The organism is Cellulomonas sp. PhB143 (assembly GCF_003752595.1).
Classification (GTDB): domain Bacteria; phylum Actinomycetota; class Actinomycetes; order Actinomycetales; family Cellulomonadaceae; genus Paraoerskovia.
Genome location: NZ_RKIJ01000009.1, coordinates 310,379 through 324,619, shown reverse-complemented (window position 1 = coordinate 324,619; position 14,241 = coordinate 310,379). Strand labels below are relative to the sequence as shown.

Annotated in this window: 11 protein-coding genes; 7 read left to right on the top strand and 4 right to left on the bottom strand. The window is 67.8% G+C overall.

What is annotated here, in order from left to right; genetic code table 11:
- The first annotated feature begins 74 nt into the window (after positions 1–74).
- The 5 genes from EDF32_RS02905 to EDF32_RS02885 are packed head-to-tail and all read left to right on the top strand — an operon-like array spanning position 75 to position 5,131.
- Positions 75–749 carry a CDP-alcohol phosphatidyltransferase family protein gene (locus EDF32_RS02905; RefSeq protein WP_199734800.1) on the top strand — a complete coding sequence of 225 codons (675 nt, stop codon included), beginning with the start codon at positions 75–77 and terminating at the stop codon, positions 747–749.
- Complete coding sequence (locus tag EDF32_RS02900; protein ID WP_123307008.1) at positions 746–1,843, top strand: glycosyltransferase; 1,098 nt, start codon at positions 746–748, stop codon at positions 1,841–1,843. Before EDF32_RS02905 ends, EDF32_RS02900 begins: the two co-directional genes overlap by 4 nt.
- Positions 1,840–2,421, top strand: a complete 582-nt coding sequence (locus EDF32_RS02895) for an acetyltransferase (RefSeq protein ID WP_123307007.1) — start codon at positions 1,840–1,842, stop codon at positions 2,419–2,421. Before EDF32_RS02900 ends, EDF32_RS02895 begins: the two co-directional genes overlap by 4 nt.
- Complete coding sequence (locus tag EDF32_RS02890) at positions 2,418–3,653, top strand: hypothetical protein (protein ID WP_148061555.1); 1,236 nt, start codon at positions 2,418–2,420, stop codon at positions 3,651–3,653. Before EDF32_RS02895 ends, EDF32_RS02890 begins: the two co-directional genes overlap by 4 nt.
- Complete coding sequence (locus tag EDF32_RS02885; RefSeq protein WP_148061554.1) at positions 3,650–5,131, top strand: hypothetical protein; 1,482 nt, start codon at positions 3,650–3,652, stop codon at positions 5,129–5,131. The genes EDF32_RS02890 and EDF32_RS02885 overlap by 4 nt, the downstream gene beginning before the upstream one ends.
- On the opposite strand, the gene EDF32_RS02880 is transcribed toward EDF32_RS02885, so the two are convergent.
- Genes EDF32_RS02880 through gmd form a run of 3 tightly spaced genes read right to left on the bottom strand, consistent with a single transcriptional unit; the run spans position 5,070 to position 8,252 of the window.
- The gene (locus EDF32_RS02880; RefSeq protein ID WP_123307004.1) at positions 5,070–6,011 is read right to left on the bottom strand and encodes a GDP-L-fucose synthase; all 942 of its coding nucleotides are present in this window, start codon (positions 6,009–6,011) and stop codon (positions 5,070–5,072) included. The two genes, EDF32_RS02885 and EDF32_RS02880, sit on opposite strands and share 62 nt — an antisense overlap.
- A complete protein-coding gene (locus EDF32_RS02875; RefSeq protein WP_123307003.1) occupies positions 6,004–7,275 on the bottom strand; it encodes a glycosyltransferase family 4 protein in 1,272 nt (423 codons plus the stop codon). The genes EDF32_RS02880 and EDF32_RS02875 overlap by 8 nt, the downstream gene beginning before the upstream one ends.
- A complete protein-coding gene (gene gmd, locus EDF32_RS02870; protein ID WP_123307002.1) occupies positions 7,272–8,252 on the bottom strand; it encodes a GDP-mannose 4,6-dehydratase in 981 nt (326 codons plus the stop codon). Before gmd ends, EDF32_RS02875 begins: the two co-directional genes overlap by 4 nt.
- Positions 8,253–8,421: 169 nt before the next feature.
- Here gmd and EDF32_RS02865 point away from each other — a divergent pair, with 169 nt between their 5' ends.
- Positions 8,422–9,840, top strand: coding sequence for a polysaccharide biosynthesis tyrosine autokinase (locus EDF32_RS02865; protein WP_123307001.1), 1,419 nt, complete (start codon positions 8,422–8,424; stop codon positions 9,838–9,840).
- A gap of 89 nt (positions 9,841–9,929) precedes the next feature.
- Positions 9,930–13,583 carry a transcription-repair coupling factor gene (mfd, locus tag EDF32_RS02860; RefSeq protein WP_123307000.1) on the top strand — a complete coding sequence of 1,218 codons (3,654 nt, stop codon included), beginning with the start codon at positions 9,930–9,932 and terminating at the stop codon, positions 13,581–13,583.
- Between the two features lies 1 nt (position 13,584).
- On the opposite strand, the gene EDF32_RS02855 is transcribed toward mfd, so the two are convergent.
- Positions 13,585–14,154 (bottom strand): low molecular weight phosphatase family protein, encoded by a 570-nt coding sequence (locus EDF32_RS02855; RefSeq protein WP_255414237.1) that lies wholly within the window; start codon positions 14,152–14,154, stop codon positions 13,585–13,587.
- Between the last annotated feature and the right edge of the window lie 87 nt (positions 14,155–14,241).

Genomic DNA, 14,241 nt, shown 5'->3' with positions numbered 1-14,241 from the left:
CCCCCCTCGTGGGCCGTGGCAGGCAACGACTACAACTGAGAACGGAGCGCCCGGTGTCGCCCTTCGCTGAGGCATTGACTGAGCTTTCCGGAGCCCAGAAGTCGGCACGCGGAGTGTCGTTCTACTCGAGGTGGGTCAACCGCCCGCTCGGGCGGTACTTCGCGGCCGGGGCCCACGTGATCGGTGCGAGCCCGAACCAGGTCTCGATCGCGTCGGCAGTCGTGACCGGTGCGGGGGTACTTGTTGTCGCACTCGCTATGCCGTCATGGTGGATCGGTGTTCTCGCGTGGTTCCTTCTCGCGCTCGGGTTCGTCCTTGACTCGTCCGACGGCCAGGTGGCCAGACTCTCAGGGAAGTCCTCGAAGTCGGGGGAGTGGCTTGATCACGTCATCGACGCTGCGAAGACGGTCGCCGTGCACTCGGGGGTGCTCGTCGCCTGGTTTCGAGCAGATGTGGATGCCTCGCTGCTTCTGGTTCCCTTGATCTTTCAGCTCTTGGCGGTCACGAGCTTTGCCGGCGGAATCCTTGCAGACCTCCTGAGCGGGCCCGGCAAGGAGATCCGGCCACCGTCGACGGTACGGGCGACGATCCTCCTGAGTGTCGACTACGGCGTGTTCTGTCTCTCCTTCCTGGCCATGGGATCGATGAACGCTTGGGTTGTCGTGTACACCCTTCTCGCGTGTGCGCGGATCGTCATCAGCTGTGCGATGCTTCCGCGGTGGTTCCGGATGCTTCGAGCAGACGCATGAAGATTCTTCACGTTATCGCCTACCTGAGTGCCGACGGAGCCTATGGGGGCCCGGCAAGCGTTGCGCTGGCGCAAGCACGAGGACTCGCAGCGCACCATGACGTGACTCTGGTCGCCGGAGGTGATGGCAGCTGGCGGCCTGAACCTGACGATCAGTTCGAGTACGTCCCCGTGCGATCCTGGCGGCCATCGCGCTCGTTCGGAGCGTTGTTCTCGCCCGCAATGTCGCGCGAGGTCATGCGCCGAGCAGCCGCGAGCGATGTCGTCCACGTCCATATGGCGAGGGACTTCGCTGTGGGCATAACGGCGCGGCGTCTGGCTGGAACCCAGCGGCCTTACGTGATCCAGGCACACGGGATGCTGAACTCCGTTGGTGGTCGAGCCCTGGCCCTCTATGACAGGTTCGTGACACGGCCCGTGCTGGAGAGGGCCTCGTCGGCTCTCGTTCTGACAGATCGTGATGCCCGGGCGATCGCCCGGATCTCCCCCGGACTGCGCCGCGCGCAGATCGGGAACGGCGTTGCGGTGCAAGGCGCTGCCGAGCACACGGCCGAGGATCGCCCTGAGGTGCTCTTCCTCGCACGGATCCATCCGCGGAAGCACGTCGAGCGGTTTATCGATATGGCCAAGTTGCTCCGCGACGCCGATGTCGGCTGTGAGTGCGTCGTGGTCGGTCCCGATGGTGGGGACCTCGACATGGTGAAGGCCGCGATTCGGGCGGGGGCGCCCATCCGGTATGACGGTGCTATCGAGCCCGGTTCCGTGCTCAGGCGCCTTCGCCAGGCCCAGGTGCTGGTCCTCCCGAGCCACGACGACCAGTTCCCGATGGTCGTGCTGGAGGCGTTGTCGGTCGGAACGCCGGTCGTCGTCGATTCCACCTCGGGGCTGGTCGGTCGACTCAGCGGCTCCGCCGGCGCCCGAGTAGTCGACCAGGCGCCTGGCGACTACGCCGAGGCCGTGACGGACCTTCTTCAAGATCGGGCAAAGGCGACGGACGCAGCGGTCGAGCTCGCCGAGCGGGAGTTCTCGATCGAGGCCGTCGTCGAGGCACTCGAGCACGAATATGCACAAGCCATCGGAGGCGACGCGCCATGAGCGATGAGATCTCTGTCGTGCCGCTCCGCGACGTCCCCCCGCCAGAGCTCGGTCCTGGCCGGCCGCTGACCGTGAGGCTCCTGTGGCTGCTTACGGAGCGTGTGTTCGTCACCAACAGCCTGCAGCTCAGCTCGCGCGTCCGTGTCGCGGCCTTGAGGGCATTCGGTGCGCGAATCGGCGAACGAGTGGTCTTTCGGCCTCGAACGCGTGTTCGATTTCCATGGAATCTGGAGATCGGGAACGACTGCTGGATCGGCGAAGGCGTGTGGATCAGCAATCGCGACAAGGTGCTCATTGAACACGACGTCGTTGTTTCTCAGGAGTCGTTCATCACGACCGGCAGCCACGATGTGCGTTCAGACATGCGCGTGGTGACCGGCCCGGTCACCGTCCGGGCCGGCGCTTGGATCACTACTCGTTGCATCGTGCTCGGCGGTGTCGAGATCGGTAGGTCAGCTGTGGTGGCGCCCGGGAACGTCATCAGTCGCCACGTAGCGCCCGGGGTCATCGTCAAGAGCCCGCCGAGCGGGGCGACAGTGCCGCGCTTTCCCGAAATCGATGCCGACGGCGAAGCGTGACCGCTGAACTCGATCCCGCCGTTCCCTCGGGTCGTCGGCGGGGACGGCTCGTCCTGTCTCTAGCCGATCAGGGAGCCTCGAGCCTCTCCAACGTGCTTGCCGTACTGCTCGTTGCGCGAACGCTCCCGTCGACGGAGTTCGGGTACTTCTCCGTGAACTACTCGCTCGCCGTACTGCTGCTGGGCGTGTGCCGTTCTTATCTCGGGACGCGGCTCACCATGACTCATGACGTCGAGCGTGCCCGGCGGCTCGCTAAAGAGGTGCTGGGAAGTGTCATCGTGCTTGCGCTACCACTGGCTGTCGTTTCCGGCCTCGGTGGGTTGCTGCTCTCCGGCGGTAGGGTGCCAACGATCTCGGTGGTAGTGGCTGTCGCGCTACCGATGATGTGTGCTCAGGATCTCGTGCGCTTCGCGGGCGTGGCCGTCGGCCGGCCGCAGGTCGCGTTGTCGTCCGACATCACCTGGCTCGTCGTTCTCGCGGCGGGATTCGTGCTTCCCCTCGAGTCGACGACCGAGGTGCTCGTACTCTGGGTGGGTGCAATCGTCGCGGCTCTGCTTGTCGGTGCGGCCTGCCTCCGTATCCGCCCGTCGATGCGCGACGGCGCCTCCGGCATGAAGGCGCGTGACGCCGTCGCGGGTTCGATGGCGGTGGGCACACTCGTATCGCTCGGGTCTTCGGTCGTCGTCGCTTCGGCCTCTCTTGCGATTGCTGGACCGCAGGTAGCCGCCGCACTTCGTGGGGCAAGCACACTCATGGGGCCGCTCAACTCGCTCAGTGCCTTCGTCAATATCGCGATGACCCCGACGGTCCTTCGCGAACCCCGTGGAAATGACAGGCGTACGGGTGCGAAAGTAGCCGTTGCTCTGGTGATCGCTTCGGTGCTGGTTGGTGCAGTACTGCTGGTTCTTCCCGGTGCATGGGGCGAGGAGCTGCTCGGGGAAACATGGGATCTGACTCGCGGCGTCATTCCGTTCACGACGGTGCAGTATGTCTTCCTGGCAGTCGGAACCGCAGCCTCGTTGATCCTTCGAGTGCGCCGCGCTGCTGGGCCGCTCTTGACGCAGAAGATCGTCGCTGCGGTCCTCTCCGTTGGGCTCGGTTGTGCCGGCGCCGCCACGCTCGGCACCGGTGCCGCAGTCGCCGGCGGTCTGGCCGCAGCAAGCTTCGTGGGCGCGCTTATCGGTGTCGTCCAGGTGCGCCGAGCGACATCACGGCCAGGCGGCGCGCAGTGAGCGCTGCCCAGATCACGCGAAAGCCGCGCCCGACACTTGGAGCTCGATTCGGCTGGACCATGACAAGCCTGGTGCTGCTCTCGGGTGTCGTGCCGCTGTTGGCGATCGCGTCGACTGAGGACTCCGGACGGTCGGGAGCCTGGGCGGTGACGTCGGCAATCATCGTCTGGTCAGGGTTTCGCCTGGCGATGATCTTGGGACGTGGGAGCGCGACGCCGTTCGCTTTCATGTTTTGGCTCTTCTGCTACATCTTCATGGGGATCGCGCCGACGATCCAGATTCGCACGTACGATCTCTCACCAACGACGGCAGGCGTCTCACCTGCACTCGACTGGATCACGGCGCTCCTGGTGGGTAGCTCACTGATCGTGTTCGAGCTCGGGGGAGTCCTTGCCGGCATCCGTCGGCGTCGTGCCGAGCCAGCGTCGGACCGCCGACTTCATGGCCGGCCGCCGGGCAGAGCCAGGACGTTCATCTTGGCCGGAGCTGGGCTTACCGTCTGGATCTACTACGTCGGGTCCCTCGGGATCGGGTCGTTCTTCGAGGCTCGCGATGCACGTCAGGACGCGCGTGCAGCGATCTTCGCGGACGAGTCCCTCGCGGCAGTGGTCTCCTCACTCGCCTGGGTGCCGTTGCTCGTTGCTGCGGGAGGGTTTTTCCTGTTGCGACAGGGGAGGCCCGCCGCTTCGCGACGCGGATATCTCCTGCTAGGGCTGATCTCGATGTGTGCAGTCCTCGTCGTCGTCAACCCCGTCAGTGGTGCCAGGTTCACCTCGGGGACGGTTCTTTATGCGGCACTGGTCTACGGCGGAGGGATGGGGACCCGAGCAAGGACACGAACAACATTCGCGGTGCTGCTCGCGGGATTCCTGCTGGTGTTCCCACTTGCTGATGCCTTTCGAAGGTCCTTGTCGCCAACGGTGGAGCGCCAAGGCTTCTTCACCGAGTACGCCGGCAACTCCGACTACGACGGCTTCTGGCAGATCGCGAACTCAATCTCCTACGTCGGCCACTACGGGCCGACCTGGGGGCGTCAGCTGCTCGGTGTCGTGTTCTTCTGGGTGCCGCGCTCGATCTGGCCGGGCAAGCCGGTGGGCACTGGGGTCCTCCTCGCTGAGTACCGCGGCTACACTTTCCAGAATCTCTCCGCACCGATCTGGGCCGAGGCGGTCGTCAATGGTGGTCTCGTCGCCGCTCTCATTGTGCTTCTTGGCCTCGGCTACCTCATCAGGGCGATCGATCGGCGCGTCCCCGAAGCGCTGGCGTCGGGATCTGTCCTCGCGGTCGCGGCGGCCACGCTCCCGGCATATTCGATCATCCTGTTACGTGGCTCCTTGCTCGCTGCGAGTGGCATCCTCATCGTGATGCTCGCCTCGCTGTGGTGGCTCGGCGAACGGAAGAATGCGCCGCCGAGCGTTATCGGGCTGGAGAATCCTGGAACCAGCGATAGGTCGACTCGAGCCCGTTCCGCAGCCTGATCTGAGGGGTCCAACCGAGCTGGGTGAGGCGACTCGTGTCGAGCATCTTCTGAGGTGTGCCGTCCGGCTTGCTCGGGTCCCAGAGGATCTCGCCCCGATATCCCGTGACGTCAGCGACGAGGGTTGCCAGCTCTGCGATAGAGAGGTCTTCGCCCCACCCCACGTTCACCGGCTCGGGTTCGTCGTAGTTCTCCAGGAGGAACAGGCAGGCCGCCGCCAGGTCGTCCACGTGCAGGAACTCGCGCCGCGGGCGCCCCGTACCCCAGCAAGTTACTTTCGGGGCCTCCGAGGTGCTCGCCCGGTCGAAACGGCGGATCATCGCAGGCAGGACGTGCGACATCGTTGGGTCGAAGTTGTCCCCCGGGCCGTACAGGTTCGTCGGCATCGCCGAGATGTATCGGGCCCCGTGTTGGCGACGGGCGGCCTGTACTTGGAGCACGCCCGCAATCTTGGCGATCGCATAGGCGTCGTTGGTCTCTTCGAGTGGCCCGGTGAGCAGCGCGTCCTCGCGGATCGGTTGTGGTGCCAGGCGCGGGTAGATGCAGCTCGATCCCAGGAAGAGCAGCCGCTCGGCCCCGAACTTGAGCGCCATGTCGATCAGATTCACCTGGATGCGCAGGTTGTCGCTGAGAAAGTCCAACGGATAAGTACTGTTCGCCAGGATCCCACCGACGCGGGCGGCTGCGACCAGGACAGTCTTCGGGCGCTCTCGATCGAAGAATGATTCGACCTGTGCGCGGTCGCGAAGGTCGAGCTCGGACGACGAGCGACCGATCAGACGTGAAAATCCCTCGGACTGAAGGTGTCGCCACACTGCGGATCCGACAAGGCCGCGGTGGCCCGCTACGTAGAAGCCGTCCGATCGGTTGATCTCATCCATCGTTCTCATCCATTGCGTCGGGGCGGTCATCGAGGAGACGTTCGGCGAATGCCTGGTAGCGCAAGGTTGCTGAGTGCGCTGAATAGTGCGCTGCGCCGTAGTGCGCAGCATTGGTGGTGAGTTCGTCCTGGCGTGCGGTGTTCATGACCAGCGCTCGGACGGTATCGAGGAGCGCACCGGGGTCGCTCGGAGAGCAGATAGCGGCGGCACGCGCGCCTGAAAGTGTCCGACCGGAGATGCCGTCGACCTCGACCGCCGCCACGATCGGTCTCGACGCGGCCACGTAGGACGTCAGCTTGCTGGGAAGGCACATCTCGCGGACACCGGCGCGCTCGTTGAGCAGCAGCGCGTCACTGGCGGCTAGGGCCAACGGGTAACGGTCCTCGGACAGGGGCGGGACCAGCTCGAGGTGTGACGTCGGGATCCCTGCGGCAAGCTGCGCCAGCTGTGGGCCTTGGTTTCCGTCGCCGACGAGCACGAACCGCACGGGCACGCCGCGGTGGTGGGCATCGCGTGCAGCGTCGATGACGCTCTCGAGGCCCTGCTTCATGCCCATGTTTCCGGTGTGGACGACCGTGAACGCATCGGTCGGCCAACCGAGGGCGACACGGGCCTCCGTGCGGGAGATTGGATTAGGAGTGATGTGGGTGAAGTTCGGAACCTGAACGATTCGGTCGAGGGGCAGCTCGGAGGAACTGAGAACGTCACCGAACCTCGGTGCGATAACACCGACGAGGTCATAGCTCTTCAGCACTCGCTGTTCGGCTCTCGCGATGAGCCGAGCAACAGTTGCTCCGGCCGCTCCGCTCTCCGCCGCGCCGACGCCGGTGAGGTCCTGGACGACGACCCCACGACCGCGTCGCGCAGGCGCGACGAGGGCAGCGGCCGCACCGGAGATCGATGGCGTGACCGCGATGACGGCGTCGAACGATGTCGAGCACGAACGGATCGCCCGTACTGCACCTAGGAAGAAGCTGAGCTCCATCCGGGCGCGGCCGAGGAGATGCGGCGTTGACGGCACATGGTGCCGGACGCGTAGCACCCGGACGCCGTCGATGTGCTCGAGCATCGTCCGATGCGCGAGATATCGCGGATCGCTGACCTTCCAGCGAGGGTAGTGAGGGATGCCTGTAACCACCGTGACCTCGGCGCCCGCACTCGTGAGTGCCTGTGCCGTGGCCGTTGTATACGGCGCGATTCCGGTCGATTCAGGAGAGTAGTTGATCCCGACGATCAATATCCTGGCGCCGTCGAGCATGCTCATGAGGCGAGGCGTTGGACTTCGGCGTCGAACATGATGTCGGCGAGCTCGGGGGCATGAACCTGCGCCTTCCAACCAAGCTCTCGCTGAGCCTTTCCGGCATCACCGATGAGCGCGTCGACCTCGGTGGGCCGCAGGTAACGGTCATCGAAGACGACGTGGTCCTGCCAGTCGAGACCGGCGCGCTCGAAAGTGAAGCGAAGGAAGTCGCGCACGGAGTGCGCCGTTCCCGTCGCGAGGACGTAGTCGCTCGGTTCGTCCGCCTGGAGCATGCGCCACATGCCTTCGACGTACTCCTTCGCGTAGCCCCAGTCGCGCACGGCATCGAGGTTTCCCATGTACAGCTTGTCCTGCAGGCCTGCAGCGATACGTGCGGCAGCAACTGAGATCTTGCGTGTCACGAAGGTCTCGCCGCGGCGCGGGGACTCGTGGTTGAAGAGGATCCCGTTGACCGCGAACATGTCGTAGGCCTCACGGTAGTTGCGAGTCATCCAGTAGGCGTAGACCTTGGCAGCGCCATACGGCGAGCGGGGATAGAACGGTGTGGACTCGTCCTGCGGCGGAGGTGTGGCCCCGAACATCTCGGAGGAGCTTGCCTGGTAGTACCGGGTCTCCAGCGAGGTCGTGCGGATCGCCTCCAACAGTCGCGTGGACCCCAGCCCGGTGGTCAGACCGGTGAAATCGGGCTCGTCGAACGACACCCGGACGTGGGACTGGGCCGCCAGGTTGTAGACCTCGTCGGGCCGCACGTTCTCCAGGAGCGTCACCAGGCGGGTGGCATCGGTCAGGTCGCCGTAGTGCAGGAAGAGGCGCGTACCCTCGTCGTGCTGATCTTGGTAGAGGTGGTCGATACGCGCCGTGTTGAACGACGAGGAGCGCCTGATGATCCCGTGGACCTCGTAGCCCTTGTCGAGGAGGAGCTCCGCGAGGTAGGAGCCGTCTTGACCTGTGATCCCGGTGATCAGCGCTTTCTTGGGCATACGGGGAACCTACCTGCGCTCGCCCGAGGCATGTAGGGGCCGGCGGGGTGAAAACACTTCGGCCCTCCCACGAGCCCCGTCTCGTACGGGAGTCGACGCGGGCTCGTAATACTCTGAGACCTCGGGGGGCCACCTGTCCCTGAGCAGTGCGCGACGGACTGGAGGGGCAGTGTCTGCAGGGGAGTTTCTATCCGTCCTCCGGCGCAACTGGATCGTGGTCCTCGGCGGCTTGATCCTCGGGACCGCGGTCGCTCTGGTGCTGACGCAGATCGTGACGCCTACCTATAAGGCGCGCAGCGAGCTTCTTGCCGTCTCGAACCTGGGTGCTACCGCGACCGACGTCGTTCAGGGCAACGCCTACTCGCAGAGCCAGATCCTCTCGATCAGTGCCCTGGCGACCCGGCCCGTGGTCCTCGATCCTGTGATCGACGATCTCGGTCTGGATGAGACCGCTGACACGTTGGCAAAGAGTCTGACCGTCTCGACCGTGACCGATACGAGCATCGTGTCGATCGTCTCGGCGTCCCGGTCGCCCGACGAGGCCGCGGACATTGCGAACGCTGTAGCACAGAGCCTGAGCGGAGTGACGGAGGATCTCGGCCCGAAGCTTCCGGACGGCGGTTCGGCACTCACTCTGGACACCATTCGAGAAGCCGAGTCACCGACCGTGCCGGCGTCGCCGAACACGAAGCTGTGGACGGTCCTGGGTGCGATGCTCGGCCTGGTCATGGCCTCGTTGGCTGTCGCGGCACGAGAGGGCCTGGACACGAAGGTGCGCGGCCCGGAGACGGCCGAAGAGATCCTCGAGGCGCCTCGGATCGGGTTGACTGCACGCGTTCGTCGTACGAACCTACCGTCGCGCCGCGAAGACGTCGGACCGCTGCTGGTGTCGGGAAACCCGATGCTCCAGGAGTCCTTCCTCCAGATCCAGACGAACCTCAACTACGTCGAGGTCGGCCGAGCACACAAGACGTTCGCACTGACGTCAGCGATCGCGGGCGAGGGGAAGAGCTTCAGCGCGATCAACCTCGCACTGACCTTTGCGGCGGGCGGCCTCTCGACATGTCTCGTCGAACTTGATCTGCGGCGCCCGTCGATCGGCCGCTATCTCGGTCTCGACTCCACCGTCGGGCTGAGTACCGTTCTTATCGGAGGCGCGACGTCGGCGGCAGTGACGCAGTCTTGGGGTCCGACGGGGCTCCAGGTGATCGTGGCAGGCGAGCTGCCACCGAACCCGGCAGAGCTGCTCGCTTCGCCCGCATTCGCTGAGCTGCTCGGCGAGCTCGGGCAACGGTTCGAGCGCGTGGTCCTCGATTGTCCGCCGCTGGTTCCTGTGACGGACGCCGCGATCATTGCCAAGGAGGCGGGCGGAATCCTCATGGTCGTGGGTAGTGGTCGTGTCGACCGTCGAGAGCTCGCCCAGGCCGCGGCGAACGTACGGGCGGTACAGGCACCGATCCAGGGATTCATCTTGACTCGTGCAACTGGCGACGCAGTGACTCCCGGCCCGTACTCGAGGCCGGTCGGCGGTTCCGCGCAACGTCACGCCCGCCGTAAGGCCACCGTGGGATCCGGGACGGCGGCGTAGGCTGAGATCCGCTTGCAGCCCGGTCCGGTCTCGGATCGGGCCCGCCGTGCTGTGCGGCCCGCGTCGACCCACCGCGAAGGACCCCTCGGATGAACCTCACCGGACTCCTGCCCGCCCTCCTCGCCGACCCCGGGGCGAGCGCCGCCGTCGGGCACGTGCGTGCGCGCGGCGAGGTGGACGTCGTCGGACCGGCCGGGATCCGGCCGCCGCTGCTGACCGCCCTCTCGGGCGCGGTGCGGACGGATGTCGCCGGCGCGGGCCGCCCGCTCGTCGTCGTCACCGCGACGGGCCGCGAGGCCGACGAGCTCGCCGCGAACGTGCGCGCCTACCTGCCCGACGAGCGGTACGACGACGTCGCCGTCCTGCCGAGCTGGGAGACCCTGCCGCACGAGCGGCTCTCGCCGCGCAGCGACACCGTCGCCAAGCGCATCGCGGTGTTCCGGCGCCTCGCGCACCCGGACGCCGACCCGGACAACACCCAGGCCGGGCCCGTGCGCATCCTCGTCATGCCCGTGCGCGCGCTGCTGCAGCCGGTCGTCGACGGTCTCGGCGAGCTCGTGCCCGTCGAGCTGCACGTGGGCGAGCAGGCCGACCTCACGCAGGTCGGCGACGCCCTCACCGCCGCCGCCTACAGCCGCGTCGACATGGTCGAGCGCCGCGGGGAGTACGCCGTCCGCGGCGGGATCCTCGACGTCTTCCCGCCCACCGAGGACCACCCGCTGCGCATCGAGTTCTGGGGCGACGAGGTCTCCGAGGTGCGCTGGTTCTCCGTCGCCGACCAGCGCACGCTCGAGATCGCCGACCACGGCCTGTGGGCGCCGCCGTGCCGCGAGATCCTGCTGACCGACGCCGTCCGCGACCGCGCCGCCGCGCTCGTCGAGCAGATGCCCGGCGCCGTCGAGATGCTCGACAAGCTCGCCGCCGGCATCGCCGTCGAGGGCATGGAGTCCCTCGCGCCCCTGCTCGTGGACCGCATGGTCCCGGTGCTCGAGCTGGTGCCCGACGACGCCCTGCTCGTCCTCGACGAGCCCGAGAAGGTGCGCCGCCGCGCGCACGACCTCGTCGCCACCACCGAGGAGTTCCTCGCCGCCGCCTGGACCGGCGCCGCCGCGGGCGGGTCCACGCCCATCGACCTCTCCTCGGCCTCGTTCCACACGTTCGCCGACACGCGCGCGGTCGCGGCGCGCCGCGGGCTCGGGTGGTGGACGCTCAGCGCGTTCGGCCTCGACGACCCGGACGCGCAGGATCTGGCGGCCGACGACGTCGCGACCTCCGAGGGGACCACGCGCTTCACCGTCGGGGCCCGCGAGGTCGAGTCCTACCGGGGCGACGTCGCCCGGGCGCTCGCCGACGTGCGCGCCCTGCAGCGCGACGGCTGGCGCCTGGTCCTGACGACCGAGGGCAGCGGCCCCGCCAAGCGCATGGTCGAGCAGCTCTCCTCGGAGGACACCGCCGCGCGGCTCGTGCCGCACCTGACCGACGAGCCCGAGGGCGGCGTCGTCCTCGTCACGCCCGCCCGCGTCGGGCCCGGCTACGTCCTGCCGGAGCTGCGCCTGGCCGTCTTCTCCGAGTCCGACCTGACCGGTCGCGCCGGGACCAGCACCCGGGACATGCGCAAGATGCCCTCGCGGCGGCGCAACGTCGTCGACCCCCTGGCGCTCAAGCCCGACGACTTCGTGGTGCACGAGCAGCACGGCGTCGGGCGGTTCGTCGAGCTGGTGCAGCGGTCCTTCGGGGCCGGGGCGAACGCCGCCACCCGCGAGTACCTCGTCATCGAGTACGCGTCCTCCAAGCGCGGCCAGCCCGGCGACCGGCTCTTCGTCCCCACCGACCAGCTCGACCAGGTCACCAAGTACACCGGCGGCGAGTCCCCGAGCCTGAACAAGATGGGCGGCTCCGACTGGCAGAAGACCAAGTCTCGCGCCCGCAAGCACGTGCGCGAGATCGCGAGCGAGCTGATCCGCCTGTACTCGGCGCGCATGGCGACCCAGGGCCACGCGTTCGGGCCCGACACCCCGTGGCAGCGCGAGCTCGAGGACGCGTTCGAGCACATCGAGACCCCCGACCAGCTCGTGACCATCGACGAGGTCAAGGCCGACATGGAGAAGACGGTCCCCATGGACCGCCTGATCTGCGGCGACGTCGGCTACGGCAAGACCGAGATCGCGCTGCGCGCCGCGTTCAAGGCCGTCCAGGACGGCAAGCAGGTCGCCGTCCTGGTCCCGACGACGCTGCTCGTCCAGCAGCACCAGGACACCTTCTCCGAGCGGTACGCCGGGTTCCCCGTCACCGTGCGCGCGCTGTCCCGGTTCCAGTCGGACAAGGAGTCCCGCGAGACGATCGACGGGCTGCGGGCCGGGACGGTCGACGTCGTCATCGGCACCCACCGCCTCATCACCGGCTCCGTGAAGTTCAAGGACCTCGGGCTGGTCATCATCGACGAGGAGCAGCGGTTCGGCGTCGAGCACAAGGAGACGCTCAAGCAGCTGCGCACCAACGTCGACGTGCTCGCCATGAGCGCGACGCCCATCCCGCGCACCCTCGAGATGGCGGTCACCGGCATCCGCGAGATGTCCACGCTCGCCACCCCGCCGGAGGAGCGCCACCCCGTGCTCACCTACGTCGGCGCCTACGAGGAGAAGCAGATCGCCGCGGCCCTGCGGCGCGAGCTGCTGCGCGAGGGGCAGGTGTTCTACGTGCACAACAAGGTCGAGTCCATCGAGCGCGCGGCCGCGAACCTCAACCGCCTCGTGCCCGAGGCCCGCATCGGCGTGGCCCACGGCAAGATGAACGAGCACCAGCTCGACCAGGTGATCCGGGCGTTCTGGGAGAAGGAGCTCGACGTCCTGGTCTGCACCACGATCATCGAGACCGGCCTGGACATCTCCAACGCCAACACCCTGATCCTCGAGCGCTCCGACCAGCTCGGGCTCTCCCAGCTGCACCAGCTGCGCGGGCGCGTGGGCCGCGGGCGCGAGCGCGCCTACGCCTACTTCCTCTACCCGCCCGAGAAGCCGATGACCGAGACGGCGCACGACCGGCTCGCGACCATGGCCGCGCACACCGACCTCGGCGCCGGCATGCAGATCGCCATGAAGGACCTCGAGATCCGCGGCGCCGGGAACCTGCTCGGCGGCGAGCAGTCCGGGCACATCGCCGGCGTCGGGTTCGACCTGTACGTGCGGATGGTGGGGGAGGCCGTCGCGTCGTTCCGCGGGGAGGGCGAGGACGAGGCGCCGGAGATGTCCATCGAGCTGCCCGTCGACGCGCACATCCCCGAGAGCTACATCGCCCACGAGCGCCTGCGCCTGGAGGCCTACAAGAAGATCGCCGTGGCCGGGGACGAGCCCGCGCTCGCCGAGGTGCGCGCCGAGCTCACCGACCGCTACGGCGCCCCGCCGGAGATGGTCCAGGCCCTGTTCGACGTCGCGAGCTTCCGCAACCACGCCCGCGCCGCCGGGCTCGCCGACGTCACCGCGCAGGGCAAGCACATCCGGTTCGGGCCCCTGGACCTCGCCGAGTCGGCCGAGCTGCGGCTCAAGCGGCTCTACCCGGGCACGATCCTCAAGCCCGCGATCCGCTCCGTGCTCGTGCCGTTCCCGCAGACCGCGCGCCTGGGCGGGCGGCCGCTGCGCGGCACCGAGATCCTCGCGTGGGCGCGCCAGCTCATCGACGCGGTGATCCTCGGGAAGGTCTCCGAGGCCGCCGCGGTCGGGGCAAAGGCCGGGGCCGGGCGGCGGTAGCTCAGGCGCCCTTGCGGTGCGCCGGGGCGGTCGCCAGCACGGCGGCGAGCGCCGCCTCGGCGTCCCGGATCTGCTCGTACGCCTTGCGGTAGACGCGCGGGCGCCGGCCGAACGGGTCCGGCAGGTCGTCGTCGTGCCGGCCGAGGTGGCGGCTGCGCTCGGCGTTCGCCGCCGCGGGCAGGCCCGCGACCCGCATGACGGTGTCGCGGGGCAGGGCCGCGGCGTCGAGGGTCCCGACCAGGCGGGCGAGCTCGAGCAGCGTGAACGTGCGCCGCACCGCGGCCGGCACCAGGCGCACGACGGCGCTGCGGTGCTCGCGCGTCGCCGTCACCACGAGGTCCGCCCGCTCGATCACGCGCGCGGTGAGCTGCTGTGCGGCGAAGCCCTTCGTCACGAGGCCGTCGGCCTCCATGAGCTCGGCCATCGGCGGGTCGACCGGGGACGTCGCGCGGGCCTGCGTGCCCGCGCTGACGACCCGGACGACGTCGTCCAGGTCCCGGCGGAGCATCCGCTCCAGGGCCGGGGACCGGCAGACGTTCCCGGTGCAGACGGCGAGGACGGTGGCAGGCACGCTCGCCAGTATCGCAGGGCTCTAGGCTCGGGGGATGGCGATGCCCGACGACGAGCCGCACCTCGACTCCTCTGACGCCGGCGAGCA

What these genes read in the sequence shown, in the direction of transcription:
- gmd (WP_123307002.1), bottom strand. Translation starts at nt 8,252, where the DNA reads ATGCCCAAGAAAGCGCTGATCACCGGGATCACAGGTCAAGACGGCTCC.
- EDF32_RS02895 (WP_123307007.1), top strand. Translation starts at nt 1,840, where the DNA reads ATGAGCGATGAGATCTCTGTCGTGCCGCTCCGCGACGTCCCCCCGCCA.
- mfd (WP_123307000.1), top strand. Translation starts at nt 9,930, where the DNA reads ATGAACCTCACCGGACTCCTGCCCGCCCTCCTCGCCGACCCCGGGGCG.
- EDF32_RS02900 (WP_123307008.1), top strand. Translation starts at nt 746, where the DNA reads ATGAAGATTCTTCACGTTATCGCCTACCTGAGTGCCGACGGAGCCTAT.
- EDF32_RS02880 (WP_123307004.1), bottom strand. Translation starts at nt 6,011, where the DNA reads ATGGATGAGATCAACCGATCGGACGGCTTCTACGTAGCGGGCCACCGC.
- EDF32_RS02875 (WP_123307003.1), bottom strand. Translation starts at nt 7,275, where the DNA reads ATGAGCATGCTCGACGGCGCCAGGATATTGATCGTCGGGATCAACTAC.